Annotated in this window: 22 protein-coding genes, 2 tRNA genes and 3 pseudogenes; 9 read left to right on the forward strand and 18 right to left on the reverse strand. The window is 36.6% G+C overall.

All coding sequences use genetic code 11. From position 1 onward, the window contains the following. Positions 1–189 precede the first annotated feature (189 nt). The gene (gene folD, locus ACE01U_RS02015) at positions 190–1038 is read right to left on the reverse strand and encodes a bifunctional methylenetetrahydrofolate dehydrogenase/methenyltetrahydrofolate cyclohydrolase FolD (protein ID WP_119063531.1); all 849 of its coding nucleotides are present in this window, start codon (positions 1036–1038) and stop codon (positions 190–192) included. A gap of 152 nt (positions 1039–1190) precedes the next feature. Between folD and ACE01U_RS02020 the strand changes: the two genes are divergently transcribed. From ACE01U_RS02020 to ACE01U_RS02035, 4 genes are all read left to right on the forward strand, one after another. Next, a tRNA-Cys gene (locus ACE01U_RS02020) sits at positions 1191–1264 on the forward strand. A 10-nt stretch (positions 1265–1274) separates the two neighbouring features. After that, positions 1275–1360 (forward strand) — tRNA-Leu (locus tag ACE01U_RS02025). Between the two features lie 173 nt (positions 1361–1533). Then, complete coding sequence (locus ACE01U_RS02030) at positions 1534–2124, forward strand: DUF805 domain-containing protein (RefSeq protein WP_395553148.1); 591 nt, start codon at positions 1534–1536, stop codon at positions 2122–2124. Between the two features lie 171 nt (positions 2125–2295). Further along, a complete protein-coding gene (locus ACE01U_RS02035) occupies positions 2296–2493 on the forward strand; it encodes a hypothetical protein (RefSeq protein ID WP_395553149.1) in 198 nt (65 codons plus the stop codon). Positions 2494–2940: 447 nt separating this feature from the next. Here ACE01U_RS02035 and ACE01U_RS02040 read toward each other — a convergent pair whose 3' ends face one another. The 5 genes from ACE01U_RS02040 to ACE01U_RS02060 all read right to left on the reverse strand — a co-directional run bounded on the left by ACE01U_RS02040 (position 2941) and on the right by ACE01U_RS02060 (position 8447). After that, complete coding sequence (locus ACE01U_RS02040; protein ID WP_110975775.1) at positions 2941–3585, reverse strand: OmpA/MotB family protein; 645 nt, start codon at positions 3583–3585, stop codon at positions 2941–2943. Positions 3586–3588: 3 nt separating this feature from the next. Beyond that, the gene (locus ACE01U_RS02045) at positions 3589–5013 is read right to left on the reverse strand and encodes a hypothetical protein (RefSeq protein ID WP_395553150.1); all 1425 of its coding nucleotides are present in this window, start codon (positions 5011–5013) and stop codon (positions 3589–3591) included. Continuing rightward, positions 5013–6164 carry a hypothetical protein gene (locus ACE01U_RS02050; protein ID WP_395553151.1) on the reverse strand — a complete coding sequence of 384 codons (1152 nt, stop codon included), beginning with the start codon at positions 6162–6164 and terminating at the stop codon, positions 5013–5015. Before ACE01U_RS02050 ends, ACE01U_RS02045 begins: the two co-directional genes overlap by 1 nt. A 124-nt stretch (positions 6165–6288) precedes the next feature. Next, a complete protein-coding gene (locus tag ACE01U_RS02055) occupies positions 6289–7329 on the reverse strand; it encodes an ATP-binding protein (RefSeq protein ID WP_395553152.1) in 1041 nt (346 codons plus the stop codon). A gap of 221 nt (positions 7330–7550) precedes the next feature. Continuing rightward, positions 7551–8447: a helix-turn-helix transcriptional regulator gene (locus ACE01U_RS02060; RefSeq protein ID WP_395553153.1), complete on the reverse strand. Its 897-nt coding sequence runs from the start codon at positions 8445–8447 to the stop codon at positions 7551–7553. Between the two features lie 324 nt (positions 8448–8771). Between ACE01U_RS02060 and ACE01U_RS02065 the strand changes: the two are divergent. Continuing rightward, positions 8772–9232: pseudogene (locus tag ACE01U_RS02065) on the forward strand (IS1595 family transposase); the annotation flags it as partial. A gap of 5 nt (positions 9233–9237) precedes the next feature. Here the strand turns inward: ACE01U_RS02065 and ACE01U_RS02070 are convergent. Further along, positions 9238–10397, reverse strand: a pseudogene (locus ACE01U_RS02070) (IS3 family transposase). 71 nt (positions 10398–10468) lie between these two features. On the opposite strand from ACE01U_RS02070, the pseudogene ACE01U_RS02075 reads away from it, so the two are divergent. Beyond that, positions 10469–10708 (forward strand): annotated as a pseudogene (locus ACE01U_RS02075) (IS1595 family transposase); the annotation flags it as partial. A gap of 478 nt (positions 10709–11186) precedes the next feature. On the opposite strand, the gene ACE01U_RS02080 reads toward ACE01U_RS02075, so the two are convergent. From ACE01U_RS02080 to ACE01U_RS02095, 4 genes are all read right to left on the reverse strand, one after another. Continuing rightward, positions 11187–12179, reverse strand: coding sequence for an NAD(P)H-quinone oxidoreductase (locus ACE01U_RS02080; RefSeq protein ID WP_110975119.1), 993 nt, complete (start codon positions 12177–12179; stop codon positions 11187–11189). A gap of 241 nt (positions 12180–12420) precedes the next feature. Further along, entirely contained in the window at positions 12421–12675 is a 255-nt protein-coding gene (locus tag ACE01U_RS02085; protein ID WP_291372572.1) for a DUF2798 domain-containing protein, read from the reverse strand. 18 nt (positions 12676–12693) lie between these two features. Beyond that, positions 12694–13002, reverse strand: coding sequence for a DUF3861 domain-containing protein (locus ACE01U_RS02090; protein WP_086208450.1), 309 nt, complete (start codon positions 13000–13002; stop codon positions 12694–12696). Positions 13003–13011: 9 nt separating this feature from the next. Continuing rightward, entirely contained in the window at positions 13012–13533 is a 522-nt protein-coding gene (locus ACE01U_RS02095; protein WP_395553154.1) for a PadR family transcriptional regulator, read from the reverse strand. Between the two features lie 249 nt (positions 13534–13782). Here ACE01U_RS02095 and ACE01U_RS02100 point away from each other — a divergent pair, with 249 nt between their 5' ends. Further along, positions 13783–14937, forward strand: a complete 1155-nt coding sequence (locus tag ACE01U_RS02100) for a sterol desaturase family protein (RefSeq protein ID WP_395553155.1) — start codon at positions 13783–13785, stop codon at positions 14935–14937. 67 nt (positions 14938–15004) lie between these two features. On the opposite strand, the gene ACE01U_RS02105 is transcribed toward ACE01U_RS02100, so the two are convergent. The 5 genes from ACE01U_RS02105 to cysD all read right to left on the reverse strand — a co-directional run bounded on the left by ACE01U_RS02105 (position 15005) and on the right by cysD (position 20857). Continuing rightward, positions 15005–16339: a UvrD-helicase domain-containing protein gene (locus tag ACE01U_RS02105; RefSeq protein ID WP_395553156.1), complete on the reverse strand. Its 1335-nt coding sequence runs from the start codon at positions 16337–16339 to the stop codon at positions 15005–15007. Beyond that, positions 16327–16638 (reverse strand): hypothetical protein, encoded by a 312-nt coding sequence (locus ACE01U_RS02110; RefSeq protein ID WP_395553157.1) that lies wholly within the window; start codon positions 16636–16638, stop codon positions 16327–16329. The genes ACE01U_RS02105 and ACE01U_RS02110 overlap by 13 nt, the downstream gene beginning before the upstream one ends. A 126-nt stretch (positions 16639–16764) precedes the next feature. After that, on the reverse strand, positions 16765–18057 hold the full coding sequence (locus ACE01U_RS02115) for an ATP-dependent nuclease (RefSeq protein ID WP_395553158.1): 1293 nt from the start codon (positions 18055–18057) through the stop codon (positions 16765–16767). Positions 18058–18160: 103 nt separating this feature from the next. After that, positions 18161–19777 (reverse strand): sulfate adenylyltransferase subunit CysN, encoded by a 1617-nt coding sequence (gene cysN / locus ACE01U_RS02120; protein WP_110975115.1) that lies wholly within the window; start codon positions 19775–19777, stop codon positions 18161–18163. 165 nt (positions 19778–19942) lie between these two features. After that, positions 19943–20857, reverse strand: coding sequence for a sulfate adenylyltransferase subunit CysD (cysD, locus tag ACE01U_RS02125; RefSeq protein ID WP_004694369.1), 915 nt, complete (start codon positions 20855–20857; stop codon positions 19943–19945). Between the two features lie 317 nt (positions 20858–21174). Between cysD and ACE01U_RS02130 the strand changes: the two genes are divergently transcribed. Then, on the forward strand, positions 21175–21732 hold the full coding sequence (locus tag ACE01U_RS02130) for a hypothetical protein (RefSeq protein WP_395553159.1): 558 nt from the start codon (positions 21175–21177) through the stop codon (positions 21730–21732). Positions 21733–21799: 67 nt separating this feature from the next. On the opposite strand, the gene lysS is transcribed toward ACE01U_RS02130, so the two are convergent. Further along, entirely contained in the window at positions 21800–23326 is a 1527-nt protein-coding gene (lysS, locus tag ACE01U_RS02135) for a lysine--tRNA ligase (RefSeq protein WP_086208455.1), read from the reverse strand. A gap of 275 nt (positions 23327–23601) precedes the next feature. Between lysS and ACE01U_RS02140 the strand changes: the two genes are divergently transcribed. Then, the gene (locus ACE01U_RS02140; RefSeq protein WP_086208456.1) at positions 23602–24108 is read left to right on the forward strand and encodes a YqiA/YcfP family alpha/beta fold hydrolase; all 507 of its coding nucleotides are present in this window, start codon (positions 23602–23604) and stop codon (positions 24106–24108) included. A gap of 35 nt (positions 24109–24143) precedes the next feature. On the opposite strand, the gene ACE01U_RS02145 is transcribed toward ACE01U_RS02140, so the two are convergent. Continuing rightward, positions 24144–24686 carry an adenine phosphoribosyltransferase gene (locus ACE01U_RS02145; protein ID WP_110975112.1) on the reverse strand — a complete coding sequence of 181 codons (543 nt, stop codon included), beginning with the start codon at positions 24684–24686 and terminating at the stop codon, positions 24144–24146. Positions 24687–25117: the final 431 nt, after the last annotated feature.

Here is a 25117-nt window from a genome sequence, read left to right on the forward strand (position 1 = left end):
GACCTACTTTTGTTTTGGCAAAAGTAGGCAAAACCATAGTCATTCGCTGAACTCGTTAAATGCCACCATCTATTTAAAATAGTCGCAGAAACATTAAATAAATAATAAAGTCTTAGCTCAAACAACAGCGAATGACGTTATCGTGTATCCAATACTCGCTTTGAGGAAGTATTAGACTACTTTAAATAATTAACCTAAAGCCTTTTCAGCCGCTTCAACCGTTTGACGAATCAATGTCGTAATAGTCATTGGGCCAACACCACCTGGAACTGGTGTGTACGCAGAAGCCACTTCTTCAATACCGACCAATTGAATGTCGCCTACACCACCACCATCACGTGGATGGAAACCCGCATCAACAACCACAGCGCCTTGTTTAATCCAATCTTTTTGGATTAATTCAGCCTTACCCACTGCACCCACGATAATATCCGCTTGCTTCACAAAGCTTGCCAAATCTTGAGTACGGCTATGGCAAATCGTCACAGTTGCATTGGCTTCAAGCAACATTGCCGCCATTGGTTTACCTAAAATTGCAGAACGACCTACAACAACCGCATGTTTACCCGCGATTTCAATGTTGTTTTCTTTCAGAATCGTCATGATACCTGCAGGAGTTGCAGAGCCATAAGCAGCCTCACCCATAGCCATACGACCAAAACCAAGACAGGTTACGCCATCCACATCTTTTGCAAGAGAGATTGCATCAAAACATGCACGTTCATCAATCTGTTCAGGCACTGGATGTTGCAGCAAAATACCATGTACATCAGGATTCGCATTCAACTTTTCAATTTCAGCTAACAATTGCTCAGTCGTGGTTTCTTTAGGTAATTCAACTTTAAGCGAGTCCATACCAACGCGGCGGCAAGCATTTCCTTTCATACGCACATAAGTTGCAGATGCACCATCGTCACCCACCAAAATTGTTGCAAGAATTGGGGTACGACCTGATTTTGCTTTTAGCACTTCTACGCGAGTTAACAAGTCAGCTTCAATTTGTTTTGCCAATGCACGACCATCTAAAACTAATGCCACGGCACATCTCCAAGTGTTGATATGAATCAATTTTGCACATAATACATGATTATTTTGAATATTTTTCGCGATATGCTGTTTTTATGCGCATACGAATGAAAGTCCTATTGTTTTTTTTTCAGAGCTTGCTAATATACGCATCAACAAGACGCGGCGGGGTGGCAGAGTGGTCATGCAGCGGACTGCAACTCCGTGGACGCCGGTTCGATTCCGACCTCCGCCTCCATCTTGTTAAAGCCCGAGTGGTGAAATCGGTAGACACAGGGGATTTAAAATCCCCCGCCCACAAAGCGTGCCAGTTCGAGTCTGGCCTCGGGCACCATTCTTATACTTTTAAGTATGGTGCATATAAAGAACCCAGCGTTAAGCTGGTTTTTTTATGTCTGTAATTTAGAATTAAAAATATTTTGATTCCAATGACACCCCCTGTCATCCCTCTAAATAACAATAGCCCCGTCAATACACATTATCTAATCGTATACACGGAGCATAAAAATGAAAGGCACAATTCTTGATTTTTCGATTCAAACCAATAGTGGGATTATTTCTGGGGATGACCAAAAGCGCTATACATTTTTTGGCAATGAGTGGAAAGAAAACATTTCGCCACAACGTGGATTAAAAGTTGACTTTGATTTAAATGAGCAAGGTTTTGCTATTGGAATATATAAAGCTTTAGCTGCATCTCCTACGATTGCAAACCACTCCAACACCACTGAAAAAAGTGAAGAGCATTATCATGTCTTTGACTGGTTTATCAAATGTATGAAAAATTATGCAAACTTTAATGGTCGGTCGAGACGCAAGGAATACTGGTTCTTTCGTTTAAGTATTTTCATTCTGGTGATTGTTGCTTCTATTGTTGATATAGTGCTCGAAACAGAAGTAATTTTTACGGGTTTGGTTTTACTTGCCACCTTTATTCCTGATTTGGCAGTGAGCGCACGTCGTTTACATGATACAGGGCGTTCAGGTTGGTGGTTCCTCATTAGTTTAATTCCGATTGTTGGTCTTATTTTATTAGTGATCTGGTTTGCTACCAAGGGGCAAAGTGAAAGCAATCTTTATGGTGAACCTGTAAAATAATTCCAACTATTTCTTTAACCTTTAACTCTCAATTTGATCTTTGGGAGTTTTTTTCTTTATACAATCAAATTAAATCTAAAAATTATAAATAATCCTTTTTAAAATGACATCACCTGTCATTCTCATTATTCATCATTACGCTAACTTCTAAAGATAATGAGAAAAAACATCATGATTATTGGACTTATTTTACATTATTCACCTTTAAATAAAACAGGCATTGTTATTGACGGGAATGCTGTTCGCTATCGATTCTCCCGCAATGAATGGCCAGAAGATATCGATCTAAAACTGGGATTAAAAGTCACATTTGATTTAAATCAAGATGATCAAGCCACTAACATTCGTCAGGAATGGCTTGTTGCCTAATCTACAACTTCATCAGGAAATACAATATGTCTTTTCTCATCTTAGTATTTTTTGCTTTTTTAGTTGTAACCTTTGCGAAAAGCCAAGGCCAATCTTTCTTACTTTGGCTCTTAATCTCTGGTCTTTTTACTCCTATTTTAGGGTTTATCGGGTTGATGGGTTATTTAAAATTTAATGAGTACCAGTAAAGTGAATGAAATAATTATAGAAAATTAAAATATTGATTAGAAATCGCCTCTTATTATTAAAACATTTAACAATAAGAGGTATAAATCATTTTATTTAGACTTACATATCTTATCAACCACCCAGAAAACCGATAAAATTAGAAAAAACCCAATAACAACATATTGAAATCCTATCTGGCCCAAGATTTTAAAGATAATAATAAATCAATACATTCTTTCATCTTCATTTAAACCCAAATATGATAAAAATATCAAACAATCAGTTCCCAGACGTAACTGCAAACTGAATCTCTACACGGCGATTTCGACCATCTTTAGAATCTATACCTTTTAAAGGATGAGAATCTCCAAAACCTGCGACCACAATACGTTTAGACTGAATAGCATCCAATTGTGAGATTAATAGCTTTCGTGCCTCTCTCGCTCTCGCTGCGGATAAAGTAAAGTTATCATCATATACTGTACAAAAACGCGCATAATCAGTTACAGGACGAGAAACAGGTAAGCTGTCTGTATGCCCCTCAACATAAATCGAAGCTAAACTATTATCTTGTAAGAATTTTGATATTTTGATATCAATATTCTTAAATGCTTGAGCAGCCAACGGTGTAATACATGCACTACCTTTTTCAAAAATATTGTCTTTTAATGTAATTCGCCCATCTGCAATATCAAATGACATCAAACCACTTGCACCTTGTTCTTCAACAGATTTCTTTAAATCATTTAACATTTCCGCAATACGTTTTTGTTGGGCTGCTCCTCCCTGTTCCATTTCCTGCTTGTGCTTTAACTCAGCATACGTTTTCTGTAATACAGACATCACTAGCAAAAGCATGACAACAGCCATAACTCCTGCCATTAAATCTGAAATTGAAATCCACTCATTGGGTTTATCTTTCACTGTTTACGTTCTCCCCCCAAGTTTTAAAAGATTATTAACTTTCTTTTGTTGCTCAGGAGAGGTGTTAATTTCAATCTTACCCAATAAAGTAATTTGAGAATCTATGCCATGTACCAAGTTTTCAAGTGTTGGTTTTAGCGTTGTGACCGCTTCAATACTTTGTAATGATTCTTTAAATGTACCATTTACTGTATTTGTTAATTCCTCTATTTTTTTACCAACGTGCTCTGTACGCTTAATACCATTAGTAACAGCTCCGAATTGATTATTTATTCCCTCTGTTAATTCTTTTACAAGATTCGTCATTTCAAGAATTTCTTTTCTTAATACTTGTACAGTTGTAGTAAATTGTCCTTGTGATTTTTTCTGTAATTCCATTGATTCATTAATAGTTGATGTTACAGTTTTCATAGTTTCATCTACACTACCCGATAAACTATTGACAGCATTAGAAATATCCTTTGTTGCCTTATTTAAACCTTCCGACATTTCAGCCATGTTTTGACCAAAACTCTCATTCATACCAGTAATTGTTGAATTAAGGTCTTCTTTCATTAGATCAACAACACTTTCCATATTAGAACGGAATGAATCAATTACGTTTTGTAAATGCTTTGCTGATTCACCCATTTGTACAGCGGCCTTTGACATACCTGTTGCTGATTTTCCTAAACTAGATACTGTTGCTTCATTCTTCTCAATAAAGCCAACCATAGCATTTTTACTCTCCTCACTATGTCTACTTAACTGCTGAAACAACTCCTGATTCTTAGTTTGATTATTTCCAATCGTCTCAACAAATAACTGAGCAATAGTTTGCATGTTATCAATAATATTTTGATTATTCCTACGTTGTTCCTTTAGCTGTCTATCTCGTGCAAGGTCAAGTTCCCCTTTAACTTTTTCAATTGACCAACGTAACCGGCGTTCTTCATAACCATTTTTAGATAAGATAACTTTTAATAAAATAAATGCTAATAATCCCCATGTTGATGTTTTAAATTTAGTGCCAAGCCCTTCCAACATCCCCATCAACTGAGTCATTGAAGCATCCATATTATTCATGGCATTTGCACCAGTTAGAATGGAGGATGCTTTATCCAAAGCTAGACCTAGTCCCAGAAACGTACCTAATAAACCAATAATCAGGATCATTCCTGGCATAATATCAGCTAATTTTTCTGATGATGTCGCTACAGCTTCACTAATTTCCATAACTGAACCATGTTCAGCATCAAGATCATTAGCAGTATTATTAACATCACCACCATACCAATTATGTTCCCAATTCTCAGGCTTGGCTTCTTTATATACTCGAGTAATAGTGAATATAAATAACCCCCAAATAATTACAAAAAAAGCAATTGGCAAAACTTCAATTTTAAAGGGTGAAAAATGAATCGGCAATAAAAAGTTTAAGATTTCCATTATGCTACTTCAGCCTCAATCAAATCTTGATTACGTTGTTTACTATCTGCTGCAAAAATATTGGCATAATCTGTAATCAAGCTTTGCTCGTCCACTGATAACTCATCCCACTGTTTTCCATTTTGGGCACAATCAATTAATAATCGACCCACTGTCGCAACATCATCAAGGATATAATCTCGTCCTTCCTCTTCAAATTGTTCTTCTGATTTTTCCAATACCTGTAAAAATCCTTCGGCAGCATGAACGTAGCTTTTCATTGCTCGATTTTCTTTACCTTTCTGTTTTAATTGATAAGATTCAGTAATAACATCCTGCCTCAATTCAATTAAGCTTTGCTCTTCATCTGAGCTTAGGGGCTCAATTTCTAGTTTTGTTTCTAATGACATTAAATCATCTTGTAAAGATGCTAAATGCTTATTCTGCATTTTCCATTTCGCTTCCATATTTTGATATTTGGTTTCCCATGCACAAATCATTTCTTCAAATACAAAAGGAATAAGTGATTTACCGTTAAAACGTCTTCTGATTAATTGATCTAAACGCTCTGCATCCGCATCAGATAATTGTGGGTTTTCAGCCAAAAGATCAGAACCTACACGCAACAAGAATGAATCATCTGCTGTAATTTCATTGATGTTCTGTGCCGTATTTAATGTTTTTTCTGCAGCTTTCAACAATTTCTGAGTCGCTCTTAATCTTAAATAATGATTAAAATCAGTTAAATTATCTTTCTCTAGAATTGACTGAATGCGAGTTTGAACTAATATATAGTCATTAATAACTACAGCAAAACGAATAGACTGGCGTTGCTCTTCGGTCTGCATAGCATCCATTGTTTCCTGCAAATCTTCCTGACGTTGTTCCGCCTCTTTGGTTTCATCTGGTGTCAAAAACTTTTCACGAAAGTGGCGTGCTGCTTTAGCTGCCCATAAAATAGCCTGTTCTGCTTTTTTAAGAATTGGACTATTCTCTAATGCCAATAAAGCCTGCAAACCTTTTTCAATGACAACCGCAGCCGTTTGTGCCCACGGATGAGGGATCACTTTTAAAGCATTGGAAACCATTGGAGCAATTCTCACAACATGTGGCTTTACAGTTGCCCAGACTTCTTTTACTTTGCCCACAAAATTTTCAGCTTCATCGGCCATCCAATCAATCGCTTTACTTGCTGCACTTTTCGCTGTATTCCAGACTTTACTTGCAGCAGACGAGACTTTTGAACCAACCCATGAACAAGCCGAACTAAACCACCCCATATCAATCTCCTTTAAATTAACCTTTAATACCCAATAACGATTTTGCAGAACTAACCTCATCATCACTTATTGCTTTGTTTTTACTTGCAACTTCTGACTTGGCATGATTCACACGATGAATTACTTCTTTTAACTGTTCCAATTTTAATTTAGGTTCTTCCTGTGCCTGTTCTGCTTCCAACAAAGCTTTAGGTAGAACCAAACGCATACAAGTCCGAATCTCACGCCCAGAAAAACCCTCAGATAATTCTGCTGCCCAATTAATAAACTCACTTCGTTCTTCTAGCAAAGGAATTTGCTCAACCAGCATTTTTGACCATAAATTTTTGCGTGCCTCTAAATCAGGTAAGTCAAAATGAATATGGTGACTAATACGGCTTCTAAACGCTTCATCATAGTTTTTGGCAAAGTTGGTTGCAAAAATTGCAATTCCGTTAAATTTTTCTAACTCGATCAATAAAGTAGAACGCATAGCATTCACTTCATTATCAATACCTTGTGTCACTGAAGATAAACGTTTACCCAATAAGGTATCTGCTTCATCAAAAAATAAAACTGAATTGGCTTCTGTTGCAACCTTAAACACAGCCTGAATATTTTTTGAAGTTTCCCCCATAAACTTGCTTTCAAGCTCAGCAATTCCCAATTTTATGATAGATAAGCCTAAACTTCCTGCGAATGCTTCTGCGGTTAAAGTTTTACCTGTCCCAGGTGCACCAAAAAAATTTAGAATAACACTGCGCCCTTGCTTATCTACAGAACCAAAATTCCAGTCTTCATAGATCGTTTTATGAAAGCGTAATTTAGCCATTCCTTCATCTAACTGCACGCGGGTAACAGTTGATAAAATGACATCATCATCCAAAGTAACCGTTGGTTTAACAATCATATAATTCTGCTGATCTTGAGCTAAAGGCTCAACAATATCTAAATTCTGATCCTCATTCTGCCCATCACGTTCTCGTTCTACCTGAAACTGCTGTAAACGCTGACGTGCTTTTTCTAAATCAAATTTCTCATTAATGTTAGAAGATAGTTGATTCTCTCTATGACCCATTTTTTGCAAACCCTTTATAAATTTCTTCATTTTTAAACCAAGCTTTTAATTTTTTATCCAATCCAACATATCAAACTGCCCAGCCATGATCATTTGTACACCACACTTTTTACACCGTGGAAAGCCTAAAATCACATCACTTGTAGACACAAAAATATCTGTTGCTTTACATTATAGACCCTGAGCTTTTATTAGCTTTGGTTTCCATGCCATTGTATCCCCTAACGTTCCAAATACCCTTTTAAACCAACTTCTAACTCATCCTGTAAATGTTCAGGGCTAACAATTTCAACATGCGGAATCCAATATCGAACTAAAGGTAAAAGCTGCATGGTATGGCTAATTTTACTGGATACTAATATCCCGCCATCTTCTAATGTCTTAACAAGCTCTTGCTCAGGTAAAAGTTGGCGTTGCATAAAATGCAATACCACGTCGGCATGAACTTTTAAAATCACTTCACTTTTTTCCTGACCAAACCAAATACCATCTTCATCTTCCAATTGTTTTAAAATATCTAAATTCGGTTCGAATGTTGAAAGCTCATGCTGTTGATAAGAACGGGCAATACGACTCACCCTATAAGTAAGAAGCCTTCCTTTTCGCACAGCAGCCAAATACCAGCTTCCATGATGATGAATCAAGCGGTAAGGTTCAACAACTCGTGGTTCATTATTATATAAAAAACCAATTTGTTGATTTCTCTCAATCGCTTCAGAGAACATCTTTAATAAATTTTCAAATTTACTAGCATCCTCATAAGCATAGCCTCTTGCTTCATAAGTAAGTTGCTCACGATCTAACAGCTTAGTTAAAAACGATGTTGTTAAATTTGGATATAGATTTTGAATCCCAGAAATTTTGGCAAAACTTCTTATATCTTTTTGTTTAAATACACCAGTTGAATTAGTCTCTAAATAATATCTTTGCTGAGCATCACGCTGTAGAACCAATTCAGTAGATTCTAAACGGCCTATATCTCGAATAATGGTACGTTCACTCACATTGAACTCACTAGCCAAGGTCTTTATATCTAGGTGTACACCATTATTTAACTTGACGAGCAATTTTGCTAAACGCTCAGCCAATAGCCCACTTTTTTCAGAACTTTTTGCCATTATCTATCCAATTCATCTCACACTGCTCATCTCTGCATATTATTCACAGCCTTATGACAGGTTGTGTCATTAAAAATTAATATCCGATAATACTTATTAAATTCTATAAAATATAATAGGCATAAAATAGACCTCTTGAGTAAGTACCATTTTCAATCATTTTAGAATTGATCGAACTTAATAAAATCAACACTTACATCTGATTGTTTTTGACTTTTGCAAGAGGTCTAAATATACCAAAAATTATAGTTATTAATTTACTTAAAATTAAATATTAAAGGCTTAGGAAGTTAAGCATATTAAAAAGTATGGTAACTTCCTTATATGAAAGAAAAAAATAGATACTATTCCCGTTCAAGAATCGCAGAAGCACAATTCAGACAAATCATTCGCTTTTTTGCCATGGATTTTACTGCATCTGATACTGCTAAACTTACCAATATTTCTGTTCGCTCCATCAATACAATTTATATCAAATTGCGTAAAAAGATTGCTGTCCAATGTGAAGAAATATCCCCCTTCAATAGCATCGTTGAACTGGATGAATCTTACTTTGGTGCTCGTCGTGCTCGTGGTAAGTGAGGTCGCGGGCATCAGGAAAAACCATTGTGTTTGGGTTGCTCAAACGGGATGGAAATGTGTGCACAGAAATTGTACCAGATTGCTCAAAAGCTACGCTGCAAGGAATTATCCGTGGGCATATAGAACTTGATTCAATCACCAATACAGATGGATGGAGGGGGTATGATGGTTTAGTTGATATTGGCTTTGATAAACACTTCAGATGATCCTAGACAGTATCGTGGACAGCATATCCCTCTAAATTCTTAAAATATTTATGTTCAAAGGCTTCAGGACTTAACCAGCCGTTTGCAGAATGTCGTCTGATTCGATTGTAGTTAACTTCAATATATTCAAACAAGACAGCATTGGCTTCTTTTCGAGTGGCAAATACACTGTCATGTATCACATGACCTTTCAATGTATGAAAGAAGCTTTCAGTCACCGCATTATCCCAACAATTCCCCCTACGTGACATGCTTTGAATACAGTTATTCGCCAATAATAGTGCTCTAAAATCACGACTACAGTACTGTGAGCCTTGGTCCGAATGCACCATGACACCTGTTGGATATCCCTGACGTGCCATTGCATAATTAAATGCATCACATACCAATTGACGACCTATCCGATGGCTGGTTTGCCAACCTATAATACGACGACTAAATAAATCTAGCATCACACATAAATACAGCCAACCTTCTTTGGTTCGGATATAGGTGATGTCTGTTGTCCAAACTTTATTTGGCAGAGTGACTGTAAACTGGCGATCTAATAAATTCGGTGCCGTCGGCAAACGATGATTTGAATCAGTCGTATGCTTATATTTACGTGCAATCTTGCTACGTAAACTGAGCTTTTTCAGCATCCTTCCAACTGTACGTTCACTCATGCAGTAACCTAAATCATGCATGTCGTGCACCAATGAAGGTGCTCCTAAGCGAGCATGGTGTTGCCAATATACAGCTTTTAAATCAGTGTACTTCTGATTGACGTAAATCTGTCTCTTTCGCCAAGCATAGTAGCCCGAAGTGCTGAAACCTAGGCATTTACAGGCAGAAGAAACCGTAATTTCAGTCACAGTTAGGCCTTGGATTACCGTGTACTTTTCTTGGCATGATCTGTCAGGAAGTACACATGCGCCTTTTTTAAAATATCATTAGCTTCCCTGAGTTGTTTGACTTCTTTTTCTAAATCGAGAATACGCTGTTGTTCTGGCGAGAGCTGTCTTTTGCTGGAACCAGTGGGGTTGGTCTCACGAATTTATTTATCTGATGTTGAATAACCCACACCTAATTTCTGGGCGATAGCAGCCACAGATTCGTGCGAGTTTGAAAGTGCATAATCAATTGCTTGTTGTTTGAATTCTGGACTAAAGCGTTTAGCCATTTTTACATCTCCAAAGTTAACCTTACGTTATCTTTAGAGGGAATCATTGTCCATTATTTTGGCCAGGATCAAGAGTAAATCACAGGGACAATGAATTTGCCTGTGGGGAACGTCATATTAACGGTATAGAATCCTTTTGGGGCTATGCAAAAAAGCGGCTCAGCAAATTTAATGGAATTGACAAGAAGATGTTATATTTGCATCTTAAAGAAACGGAATTTAGCTTCAATCATCAGCATGGTTATTTATACCGCGATTTGCTTAAACTACTCCGTAACAACCCTCTTTTAACTTTCGGATCCCCTGATTAAATAAAAATGATCAACTTTACAGCTATCTCATGTTTTTATCAGAATGATCACTTTTGTTTAAATTTCTTTGTTAAGTCCGACTGTTGATGAGCTAAGCGTTCGATATAACGCTCAAAATGAATTAAAGCTTTATACAGCTTGTGCAAGTCATTAGGCAAAACTCGATTATGAATCACAGACCTATGCAGACGTTTAAGCGCACGAAAACCTTGTGAATGTGTGTACGATGTCGATAAAATTTTCATGACCACCCTCTTCTCTGTTTTATTTTTCATTTAAAACCACGTAAATTTGTCAGGTTTAAATTCAGCTGCAAATTTACACCGCAGTTTTGACAGGTTGTGTCGTACAGTTATCATTTTTTAATATTTGGTAAATTATTTCATTTTTTCAATATATTATTTTGATTGTTTTGTAAAAATTTCGGCAAAAGAAAAGCCGACATGATGTCAGCTCTACTTTTTATTTTATATAAATATTACAGAACTTTTACAACAACTTTACCCACGTGCTCACCCGTATCCATACACGCATGCGCCGCTTGAATCTGATCGAACTCAAAAGTTTGATAAATCATCGGTAAGCACTCACCTCTAGCCCATAACGGTGCCACATGATCTTGTAAACCTTGTGCAATCTCAGCCTTCTCAGCCGTATTTCGTGCACGCATGGTTGAACCAGTGATCGTTAAGCGCTTCATCATAATTTGACCCAACTTAACCTCTTTAGCCTTTGCTCCACCCAAAAAGGCAATATAGACCAAACGCCCGTCACGACGGAGTAGATTTAAATTCTTTTCTAAATACGGGGCGCCCACCATATCTAAAATAACATCAACTCCACCATTATCCGTTTTCTCATTAATCACGTGTTCAAAATCTTGCGTCTTATAATTGATGGCATCTGTCAAGTTCGCAATGGCTTGAACTTTTTCATCTGTGCCAACTGTGGCAAAGGTTTGAATACCCAATGACTTACACAACATAAGTGCTGTCGTACCAATACCACTACTTCCACCATGTACCAATACAATTTCGCCCGCTTTGGCTTTACCCATTTGAAATACATTCGCCCAAACTGTGAAAAAAGTCTCAGGAATAGCCGCAGCTTCAACAAAGCTTACATTTTCTGGAATATGTAAAGTTTGACTTTGTGGAACCACACAATACTCTGCATAACCACCACCATTAGTCAAACCACAAACCTTATCCCCGACTTTAAATTGTGTAACGTCTGTACCAACAGCAACAACTTCGCCTGCAACCTCAAGTCCTGGGACTTGTGTTACCCCAGGTGGCATCGGATATAAGCCCTGACGTTGTAGAATGTCTGGACGGTTAATACCAAATGCATGCACCTTCACCAAAACTTCATCAGCTTTTGCTTCTGGGATCGTCACTGTTTCATAAGCTAACTTATCCACACCGCCCGGCTCAGTAATAATGACCTGCTGCATTGTTGTTTGTGACATGATTATTCCCTACGCTTTGAATATTTTTCAAGTTTCATCGACGTATTTGATCATAGAAGTAAACTGAAATGAAGAACACCGTACTTATGTATAGTCTATTCACTATTTTTCGCTGTGATATTCCACGCTCAAATCAGAATCAAAGCAAAAAGATTTTCAACCCATAAACAACAGCCTTTAAAACATCATCTAAACCATGTTTATTCAAAGTACAATGCTTATCAACCAAATAACTCGAGTTTTAAGATTGATCTGGCAGATGCACAAACCGCAGTAGAAATTTACGGACGAGAGGCAAAAACAGCATAATCAGAGGAAATGCAATCAGCCAAGATAAACTCCAGCTTTTTAACCAAAGCTGAAATAAGCCATCCACCAAACCCTTATTCAACAATAAATTAAACGCAGAAATTGAGCCACTCATTAGCCCTGAAAGTAGTAACGGCATCAACCAATTCAGATGTTTGATATGAATTTTTAGGCGCGTATTCAACATAAATGACCCAATTAAAAATTAACCTTGCTTCTGCGTTTTAACGGTTTGTTTTAACGCTTTCATAAATTGCCCGAACTGAGGCATGAAATCTTTAAATAATGGAAGCTCTTTATGCTCCAGCATCACTTCACTAAATAGCTTTAAGCCAACAGCAAATGATTTTGCAGCTTCATCATCAAGCATTTGACTGCTTTGAATCATCTCTAACACTTTAAAAATGTCGTCGTGGTTATAGCTGTTAAAACTTAAAATATCGGTGTAACTAGACGGGTTACCTTGCGCATCGGCAATATGTTTGAGTGTAACTTCATAACGATGTTGTTTCATTTTATTCTCCTAGAGACATGCAATATTCACTGCAGCCCGATCAACTTCCGCAGCAATCGCCCGAATTTGTTCAGGACTCAATTCGCTATGCTGAATCTTAAGCCGTAGAGAAGCTTTTAGATTTTCCATAGCACGTTTAATATCAAGATATTGCTCGTTATTTTGAATTTGTTTACGGGTATCAAAACGCACCAAAATTTTCTCAATCCCCCCTTGCTCAGCCTCAAGATGTTGCAAACCCAAGGCCGTTATACAGTATTGCTTACGTTTATCCTCACCCAATTCAACGCGAACAAACTGTTGCTCTTCTAAATAGTTCAAAGTTGGATAGACGGTTCCTGCACTTGGACAATAGCCTCCTCCTACAATCTCACCGATGTCTTTAATAATGTCGTAACCATATTTGGGTGCCAACGAAATAAGATGCAGGGCTAAGAGCTTCATTTGTCCTGTTTCAAATAAACGTCGCTTACGTAAAACAGGAGATCCGTCCAATTCGACAATAGCTTCAGTCTCAAGAGCATTCGACATACATAAGATACAACTTAAAATTATTAAGATATATCTTAATGTGTTTTTGGATTATTTCAAGCACTAAATTTCAAACTAAAATCATCATTAAAAAGTGAAGAATTTGAATATCTAAGCGTTAAAACATAAATCAATACGTTCGATCTCATTGATGTAAACACCCAATATCGTTAAAATTTGCGTTATGTCTTTGCGCCTATACACTCAAGTAAACGCAGACCAATAGCTTAAAACTTAGAATTAATTACAATGACAGATCAACTCAGAAAAAAATTTGAAAACCTACAACTCAATGCTGGGCAAGGCAAGATCAGCGCATTTCTTTCTATGTCCTTAGGGTTTTTGGGTATTTTTGCTGCCTTATGTTTTTTGTTTCCTAGCGTCCTAACCACACCTGAACTACGCCCGCTTTATAGTAAACACTATGATGCTTTTTACTACGCCTTGCTGTTCGGTATTGTCGTCAGTGCTGGTTTTGGTACTTATAGTGCAATCATTAAACAGAATAAATACGGTTTTTATGGTTTATGTATCACCATTTTGGCAGCTGTTTTAGGTTGTGGCTTAATCAAAGCACCGATATTACCTGCGCTACCGTTTTATGCAGGTTTTGATTATTTTGTTATTACTTTAATCATCCTTGCTTTGGTTTTTATCCCGCTTGAAGGATTCTTTGCAAAAAATACTGAACAGAAAATCCTGCGCGTCGGCTGGGTCACAGACATGAAATATTTCATGTTTAGCCATATTGGCATTCAGCTTTTTTCGTTTTTAACGGTCATGCCTATTCAGTATTGGATCACGCATATTCCCAATAACCCGATTGTGCCTTATGTGCAGGCACAACCGATTTGGTTACAGTTTATTGAGCTATTGATTGTGGTGGACTTCACCACCTACTGGTTACACCGTGCGATGCATGAAGTGAATTTCTTATGGCGCTTTCATGCCATTCACCATTCAACCGAACAAATGGACTGGCTAGCCTCTTCACGCTTACACATTGTTGAAGTGTTAATGACTCGTTTTATCGCAACTTTACCAATTTTCTTGTTAGGCTTTCATACCTCTGCAGTATTTGCTTATTTGGTCTTTATTTCTTTCCATGCCATTTTTATTCACTCCAATGTACGTTTCCGCTTTCCCTATCTGCGCTGGTTAATCGCAACGCCTGAATTCCATCACTGGCATCATTCTTCTGAAAAGCCTGCGATTGATAAAAACTATGCTGCCTTTATCCCCCTTTATGATGTGATGTTTAAATCCATTTATATGCCCAATCATTTAGCCAGTGTATATGGCACAGTGGGTTATAAAATTCCAAACAGTTTTGTGAAGCAGTTTACGTGGCCATTTAAACGCTATGTGAATAAGTTAAAAAAACGGTTTAATAATGAAAGTTAACTTATTGCGATTCGATTAGCTTAAATATGAATTAAAAATTAGTTTTTATTAATTTCTTCTTCAAGAATCATAAAATTACCAAAACACGATTTCTAGCTCGAGTCATACTCACATAAAAGTTATTTTTCTGAAGTTCTCCATTATGATAAAGATCATCTCTTTTTAGGATAACGTTATCAAATTCCAATCCCTTCGAAGAATGAATAGTCATCGTTACATGCTTATTTGTATTTTGGAAAAAGTTTTTTGTTTCCTCTAATTGGCTTAAAGAGCTGTACGTTTCACAAATCTGATTATTCAATTCTGAAAAACCTATTAGACTTAAAGCACCATCCAATGAATTGCCATTTTCATAAATATATTTTTCTATACAGTTTTTAAAAAAATCTATTTCATTTTTATTAAATTTATCAATATCTATTTGTAATTCCTCTAGAAAGTTATACATAAAATAGTTTGCTTTGAATTTAATTTTCAAAAGACAAATTACTATTTTTTTAACCATATCATCCAAATCAGGAGAGAAAGAAATATCTTTTAGAATAGAAAATTTACCTTCATGATCTGATAAATCATAATTAGTCTTTTTCAAAAAAACAATGGACTCATCTACTAACTTTTCAACAACTTGATTTAGCATATTAATATTTATTACAAAATACCCCATATTCTCTTCATATACATGTTCATCAGGAAAACTATAGGAGTTAGCAATTCTATTAATGATATGATGACATCTAAAGTTTTGTTTTAGCTCGTAACTGCTGAATCTATTATCATGAAAATATCGAGTAAAAGTATTAGAACAAGCCCCTCTAAATCCATATAATGTTTGGTTTGCGTCACCTACCATTAAAATCTTAACGCCTAATTTTATAAAAAACTCAATCAATTGATATTGTTGAATATTATTATCCTGTGCTTCATCAATATAAATTGCATGGAATTTAGATTTAAAAAAGTGTTGTACATTTTTCTTATTACAAAGTTTTATAGCATGTTCTAATACAAAGTCACTCTTTCCTTTCGAGCCAACTATAGTTTTCTTATTATATAAGATATCTAACCACTTAGTATAATTATCAGCCTCTACACGGAACATTTCCTTTAATTGATCACTTACTTGAGGATCAAATGGGAATAAATTTTCAAAAATAAAACTATGAAATGTTGTAATAATAATTGATGGATGATTTACTTTAGAAATCAAATCATCTTTAGATTTATTTGTAAACGTAAGTACTGCCAATTTCTTCCATGGACGACTTAGCAATATTTCCCTTTTTGCTTTTTCAACTAATGTAGAAGATTTTCCAGATCCAGCACAAGCTGAAACAATTATATTTTCCGAAGTACAATCTAATATTCTCTGTTGTTCCAATGTAAAATCTAAACTAGGCATGCTTTTACTTCTTTTAAAAAATCAAATCTTGAATTTTTGAATATTATTTCAAATAGTTCTTCATTTTCTTCTAAAAATAAAAACATATTGTGCCATTTTTTATATTGAAGTTCTGACTTCAACTCCTCTAAATCAACAACTTCCCCATTAAGCGAACAATCACTTATTCCCTCATCCAATAAAGCATTTACAATATCATTTTCTAAATCAATTTCAGCCAAAAATATATCATGTTCCAGTTTGAGATTCTCAATTAAAGGTTGAAAGTGCTTGTGTAGATCTTTCTTCTTCTTATTCAAAATTATTTCATCTTCATCTTTCCTACCTTTTAGCTCTTCAGGAATGATCTCAGTAAGATTCTTATTAACTATTTTTAAGCAGCGTTTTAATCCATAAATATCATTCTTATATATATCATTATCCGTTCAAACAATAATCTTGATTCCCAGTTTTTTAAGTAAATCTCTATATGGTTTAAAATTTGTACCAAGTACTGGTAAAACATACAGTTTTTGAAACTGGTTTTTACTGAGTACACAACCTAAAATAGAATCACACAGAAGTTTTTCCGAATATCCTTCAACCAATAAAACACAATCCGCAAAGTATCCTTTACTGAGCCCCTCAGCATACATTTTTTTTAGGTTATGATATTCACTACTTATCTGTGCCGAGCTACTGATAGTTTTTCTTAAGGGCATATTTTTCTGGCGATACAACCTAACTAAATTACAATCTATATCAATATGATACAGTAGCTCAGATGAGTGGCTTGAACAAAAAATATACTTAATATTTAAATCATTAAATAATGTTCTAGATAAGTCTATTTGCGCACTTAAAAATAAATGATTTTCTGGTTCTTCTAGAATTAATATGGGAATTTTTTTAATAGCTTCTTTCTCTAAAAAATAATGTAACATGGCATACATTATCTTTTTCTGCCTACCATCCCCTGAAGCAGGATACAAATGATCATGATCATTTTCTATGGTATAAATTCTAAGTTGCTTATATAAGTCATCAACTATTGATTGTGAAGTTATTTTCACTTTATATGTTTCATCAAAAATTTTCAAATTTTGATTAATTTCTTCTTCTATTCTACTAACAGATGTTAACTTTTGAATATTTTCATTTATATTTTCAAAGTTATCTTTAATTTCAACTTTTAATATTGAATCATCTTCAGTTAAAACTATATCTTTTAATACCTCTTTTTTTATATCACTAAAGACTTTTAAAGTTTCAACATGTGACGGAATATAAATCACACTAAATACATCATCTAAAATTAAATAATTAACCCCCTTACCCTTTATTTCTTTTAAAGCACTTAGTTCATCTCCCCAAAAAAACTTTTTTAATATTCCTTCCTCTTTTCTATTTTCTATTATTAGTTTGATATAAAAAACTTCAGATTCTTCTTGCGTTACAGCTTCATGTGCTCTAGCTTTAAGTTTTTGGACATCTTCTTTTTCAGGCTGGGATATATCTAACCCAACAATAATTTCAATTGGATTTCTATCATTTTTATTATGAAAATCAGTAGAATGTATTTCTTCTAATCTTATCTTCTTATCAAAGACCAATCTCAAAGCGTGTAATAAATTACTTTTTCCAACATCATTCATTCCTAAAATTATATTTTTATCTTTTAATTCAATATTTATCTGCTCAAAATTTCTGAAATTTTTCAATATCAAACTTTTAAACATTTAACTAAACTCGTTTATTTTTCATGCATTATTACCACTATTTTTTAATTTTTCAATAAAAAACCCACCTTACGGTGGGTTCCTTTCAAATTAGCCAAATCTATTAAAGACGAACCAATTCAACAATTTTATCAGCCAGCTCTTCAACCGCATCTTGCGTAAATGCGACATCTGTACCGTCTACAAGGTCAGTCACCACAACCACACCTGTTTCACGTACTAGCGCAACCTGATCGGCAGTTAAACCAGCTTTCGCAATCGCAACCACACCTTGTTGAATTAACAAGTTTTCAAGTACTTGTGCATTTTCAAGTGCTTTCACAGATACAGTTACCGCAGCAGGTTTTTGACCTAAACGTGCAGCACGGTCTTCCGCTGTGACAGGGTTGCTATGAGCAGACCATTCCACAGACTCTTCCACCATACCCGCACCAATCGTCACGTTGTTTAAACGGTCGATGAAGATAAACGAACCTGTATAACGGCTGTCTTGGTAACGATCAAATACCACAGGCGCATCAAACTCAACGGTGACATTAGCAATGGCGTTCAGCTCAAGGCTATCCACTTGCACCTTTTCCAATGTGTTGACATTGGTACGGTAGTTAATTGCGGTCACTTTTGCAGGAACAGTTTGCGTGCCTACTTTTAAGTTATAAAGCTTACCAATCACCAGTGGTTGATCTGCCATCCAGACCACAGTAGCATTCACTGAACGTGAAATTTCTGGCGCCGTTTGATCTGCACGTACAAGTACATTACCGCGTGAAATATCAATTTCGTCATTCAGCGTCAACGTCACCGCTTGACCTGCAACAGCACGCTCTAAGTTACCATCATAAGTAACAATTTCTTTGATCGTTGATGACTTACCCGATGGTAAAGCCACGATTTTGTCGCCTACCGATACATCACCTAACGCAACCGTACCACAGAAACCACGGAAGTCGAGGTTTGGACGGTTTACATATTGCACAGGGAAACGGAAATCATTGGTCACTGAACTGCGGTTAATTTCTACCGACTCAAGTGTACCCATCAACGTTTCACCAGTGTACCACGGTGTATTTGGTGATTTATTGACAACGTTATCGCCATTCAATGCTGAAATAGGCGTAAAGATAATGTTGTTTGGCTTACGGTCACCGAGTTGTGCAACAAAGTTTGCATACTCTGTCTGAATTTCATTGAAGCGTGCTTCAGAAAATTCCACCAAGTCCATTTTGTTAATCGCAACAATAATGTTCTTAATGCCAAGTAAGCTTGCAATATATGTGTGACGACGTGTCTGAGTTTGTACACCATAACGCGCATCAATCAAGATAATCGCAAGATCACAGGTCGACGCACCCGTTGCCATGTTACGTGTATATTGCTCATGTCCTGGTGTGTCAGCAATGATGAACTTACGTTTTTCAGTTGAGAAATAACGATAAGCTACATCAATGGTAATACCCTGTTCACGCTCAGCTTGTAGACCATCTACAAGGAGTGCCAAGTCAGGCGCATCGCCTGTCGTACCGACTTTTTTAGAGTCGCGAGTCACCGCTTGCAATTGATCTTCATAAATCAATTTTGAATCGTAAAGCAAACGACCAATTAAAGTTGACTTACCATCATCGACATTACCGCAAGTCAAAAAACGCAATAGGTCTTTATTTTCATGTTGTTTTAGATAGCCCAAGATATCTTGGCTAATCAGTTCTGATTGATGAGACATTGCTCAAAACTCCACATATTCTTTAGAAATCGGTTTTAATCTCTTTAATCCCTCTAAATCTCCCTTCGTTAAGGGAGACTTTCCCCTTTACAAAAGAAGGGCTTTTCTCCTCTCTTAGAAAAAGATGAGCAGCACTGCTGCGCAAGGGGAGAGATTTATCAACAGTTAGAAATAACCTTCTTGCTTTTTCTTTTCCATCGAGCCTGCTTCATCATGGTCAATCATACGACCTTGACGTTCAGAGCTGGTTGCAAGCAACATTTCTTGGATAATTTCAGGTAGGGTATTTGCCGTTGACTCAACTGCACCCGTAAGTGGGTAACAACCAAGTGTACGGAAACGTACCGATTTCATTTGTGGAACTTCGCCTTCTTTTAAAGGCATACGCTCATCATCAACCATAATCAGCGTGCCACTACGCTCAACCACAGGACGTTCTGCAGCTAAATAAAGTGGAACCAATGGAATACTTTCCAAGTAGATATATTGCCAAATATCAAGCTCAGTCCAGTTTGATAATGGGAACACACGAATACTTTCACCTTTGTTCACTTTACCGTTGTAAAGATTCCAAAGTTCAGGACGCTGGTTTTTCGGATCCCAACGGTGTTTCGAGTCACGGAATGAATAGACACGTTCTTTAGCACGTGATTTTTCTTCGTCACGACGCGCACCACCAAAAGCTGCATCAAAACCGTATTTATCAAGTGCTTGTTTTAAGCCTTGAGTTTTCATGATGTCGGTATATTTTGAGCTACCATGGTCAAATGGGTTAATGCCCGCATCTTTCCCTTCTTTGTTTTGATGTACGATCAAATCAAAACCATGCGTTTTTGCCATGTTGTCGCGGAAAGCAATCATGTCTTTAAATTTCCAGCCTGTATCTACATGTAGAAGCGGAAATGGAAGTTTGGCAGGATAGAACGCTTTTAACGCCAAATGCAGCATCACTGCTGAATCCTTACCAATAGAATAGAGCATGACTGGGTTTTCAAACTCAGCAGCTACTTCGCGGATAATATGAATACTCTCAGCTTCAAGCTGTTTAAGATGAGTAAGTCTTTCCTCATTTAATGACATTGACAGCACCAACTCACAAAAATCGTGTACTTATTACACATTCAAAAATATATATTCATTATAAAGATTTAGTTATGCACGCTATTGCTTGTTTTATTATATTTATATGCAAAAAGCTCATATAAAACAAAATTGATAAGCCCTATTAGTTTTATTCAACAACTCCAACGTTCAAAATAAATGCAGATATTACATTAACTTCCCCTGTCATATTCAGTGTTTTAAGTACTTTTATGATTGATATTTCATCTAAGCATTAGCTATGCCACCTGCACTAAAAACTCTACAGTAAATTTTTCATCTACTTATTTTATTCTATGTCTAGACCAAACCTCACAATAGCAACAATAAGAAGTAAATTAGACGCAGCTCAACTGGCTGGGTTCATATATCAACATAATAACCACATGCTGATACTACAAGAAGTACTCAATGAAGCAGGCTCGATCTTTCCCAGCTTTGTACAACATGAACATAGTACAGACCAAATTGGCATGCAATTTGGTCTACGACTTTCGCAGTATGACTGCAAAATTTTGAAGCTTGAATTTTTGATCGGTATTACACATAGCAACCAGGACCGCAGTTATGAAATCGGTATTGGGCATTTAAAAGGAGATGAACAAGCATTTAATCTTAATTACGCTTTTTATAATTATCCCAAAACTTTTTTCATGTTGAGTTGCCCACTCTATGCCACATCCGCCCAACTCCTGTATGAAATTGAACAGCAAATCTTCAATCAACCTAAACTCGATTTTTTAAATACTGCGATCAAAACCAATCCACTAGGTGAACAAGTCGTCTGGATGAAAGATTTTATCTTTCAGCAAGCATTAGACATGAGAGTTCGGATTCAAAAGGCTTTACACTGAATGCTGAAACCATCAAAAAACCCGCATTTCATTGAGAATGAGATGCGGGTTTTGTGTCTCAGTAAACTTAGTTTTTATGACGCATGTGTGGGAACAAAATCACATCACGAATACTCGCTGCATTAGCAAATAGCATCACCAAACGGTCAATACCAATACCCTCACCTGCTGTTGGAGGTAAGCCGTACTCAAGCGCCTCAACAAAGTCTGCATCATAGTGCATTGCTTCATCATCACCTGCGTCTTTTTCTGAAACCTGTGCTTGGAAACGTTCAGCTTGGTCAATCGGGTCATTCAATTCTGAGAAACCATTGGCAAGTTCACGACCACCAATAAAGAACTCAAAACGGTCCGTAATGTGTGGGTTGTGATCATTACGACGTGCCAATGGCGAAGTTTCAGCAGGATATTCTGTAATGAAAGTCGGCTGGCGTAACTGAGTTTCAACAGTTTCTTCAAATACGATAGTTTGCAGTTTGCCCAAACCAAAACCTGGTTTCACCTGTTCTTTCAGTTCTTCCTGCACAAATTTTGCTAAGAACTCACGGTCATTGACATTATCAGGCGTGAACTGTGGGTTGTGCGCAAGAATGGCATCAAACATCGAAATTTTCTTGAATGGACCTTTGAAGCTATACACTTCTTCACCATAAGGCACATCGGTTGAACCCAAAATGTCAAGCGCTAAGCGTTCAAGCATATTTTCAGTCAGTTCCATCAAGTCCTTATAATCTGCATAAGCTTGATAGAATTCAATCATAGTGAATTCTGGGTTATGACGTGTCGAGACACCTTCGTTACGGAAGTTACGGTTAATTTCAAACACACGCTCAAAACCACCGACCACCAAACGTTTTAAGTAAAGCTCAGGTGCAATACGTAAGAAAAGTGGCATATCCAAAGCATTGTGATGTGTTTCAAATGGACGCGCTGACGCTCCACCCGGAATCACATGCATCATCGGTGTTTCTACTTCCATGAAGCGCTGTTCAGTTAAGAATGCACGAATGCCTGAAACCACTTTGGCACGGATTTCAAAAGTCTTACGTGTTTCTTCGTTCACAATCAGGTCAAGATAACGCTTACGATATTTGACTTCAGTGTCGTTTAGACCATGGAATTTATCTGGAAGTGGACGAAGTGACTTGGTTAAAAGCTCAAAATGTTCGATATGTACATAAAGGTCACCTTTACCTGAACGACCGATATAACCTTTCACCGCGATAATATCACCAAGATCTAGGCTCTTAATGGTTTCTAAGGTTTCAGGTGCTAATTCTTTACGCGCCACGTATAACTGGATACGACCCGTCATATCTTGGATCACGATGAATGAACCGCGGTTCAACATCACACGACCCGCTACAGACACATAAACATGCTCGGCTGCTTCAATCTCTTCTTTGCTTTTGTCTGCAAATTGATCTTGTAAGTCTTGCGCATAATGTTCACGTTTAAACGTGTTTGGCCATGGGCTAGTGCCCGTTTGTTTGGCTTGATCTTCAATCTGCTTTAACTTGGCATGACGCTGTGCAATTAAATCGTTTTCGGAAATGGCTTGTTCAGAAGTCGATTGAGCGTTTTGTTGCGTCATCTCTGCCTCGTATATGTATTAAAAAACGGAAGTTGCATAGCATAGCAGAATTCTGGACGAATGAGCATCATCTAAAACCAAGCGATATATAAAAAAGTGTTTGTTCTGTTGATTTCAAACCTAAGAACTAACTGTCGATATACTCAGCTTTTTTCTTAGACCAAAAGCTAACTTCCTTTCAATATGAATCACTCTACAATGAATGTTATAAATCGTGGAAAAGTAAACTTTTCGCCACCAATAAAAGAATTTAATTTTTGATTGAATGACAATATATGAGCAGATGCGAATCTAAAATTTTGTTTTTGCATGGATTAGACTCTTCCCGTGAGTCCACCAAATTCCATGCGATTGATGCAAAACAAAAGTTTTGTATCGACATTGATTATCGCTATCTGAACTTTTCTACTGTAGCCAGTTTTTATGACGATATTATTGAGAAAATAAAACCTGAAATTATTGTAGGGCATTGCATTGGGGCATATTGGGCGTTGAAAATGTCACTGACACATCAAATTCCATGTGTAATTGCCAATCCTCGTTTAGCACCAGATTTCCGTGATGATTATCCAAGTATTAATGATACAGACCTAGACCACAACGTTCCCCAAGTCGCCTACTTGGAGCTCGGCGATGAGCTGATTGATATGTATGCAGCACAGGAAATATTAGAAAATTATATGCTGATACAAGCCGTTGAAGGTGGACACCACCGATTACTGAAACCTGAAAATATCAATCAATTGATTGAACATCTAGAACAACAATATTTGTATAAATAAAAAGCCTTGGATCATCCAAGGCTTTTTTAACGCAATTATGCTGCTACAGATTCTGGCTTAGATTTGTCATCTAGTACAGACCAAATTTCTAAACCTAAGTCAGTATGCAAATCTGGTAAATCCAGAAAAATACTTGCACCCAATACTTCATGATGGCATTTTTTCACCAACTGCTTCACTGCTTTTAATGTCCCGCCTGTTGCTAGAACATCATCTACAATTATCACTTTTTGTGATGCTATATTCGCTGCCATTTCTAAGCGATCTAAACCATACTCCAAACTGTAGCCAACGCCTACAACTGGTGGTGGCAGTTTACCCGCCTTGCGTACTAACAACAAACCTTTGCCCAACCGTTGCGCAAGCAAGCTTGCAAGTACAAAACCACGCGCTTCTACAGCAACAAAACTGTCTACCTCAGCCAACTTCTCCGCAGGAATACTTGCAATCAGTGCATCTGTAAGTGGCTCAAGATTACTCATGAATAATGGCGTTAAATCGAAGAAACAAATACCTGGTTTTGGGAAATCTTGGACCGTACGGATGTGAGACCACAGCGTTGTAGACAAGTTGCTCATAGGAGATCAATGAAATTTGAAAAAGAATAGATGAATTTTACAGCAAATCTTGCAGAAAAACAGCCAAAAACTCCCGACATTCCAATACGGAAACTTAGTGAAGTTTTATAAGTCATTGTTTTTAATTACATCATTTATTTATTAAATATTAGGTATATATTTATCTAATCATAAAATAGCAATTTAAAGAAAGATATGCAGCCCGACTTTAGTCTAAGGCATGAATTTTACTGAGATAAAAACTTAAGCGAATACCCTCATTTAAGCAATTTTCATGTCTATATTCTGCATACGCTCAAAATACAATCTGGTTTTAAATGATACGTTTTGTCCTTAGCGTCGCTTTTAGCTCAAACATTCAATCATTAAACTCCGATATTTACTTTACATTCGTAATAGAACTGCGTAAAAATTTAGATTACATGAGTATG

It is taken from the genome of Acinetobacter halobius (assembly GCF_044130335.1).
Lineage (GTDB): Bacteria > Pseudomonadota > Gammaproteobacteria > Pseudomonadales > Moraxellaceae > Acinetobacter.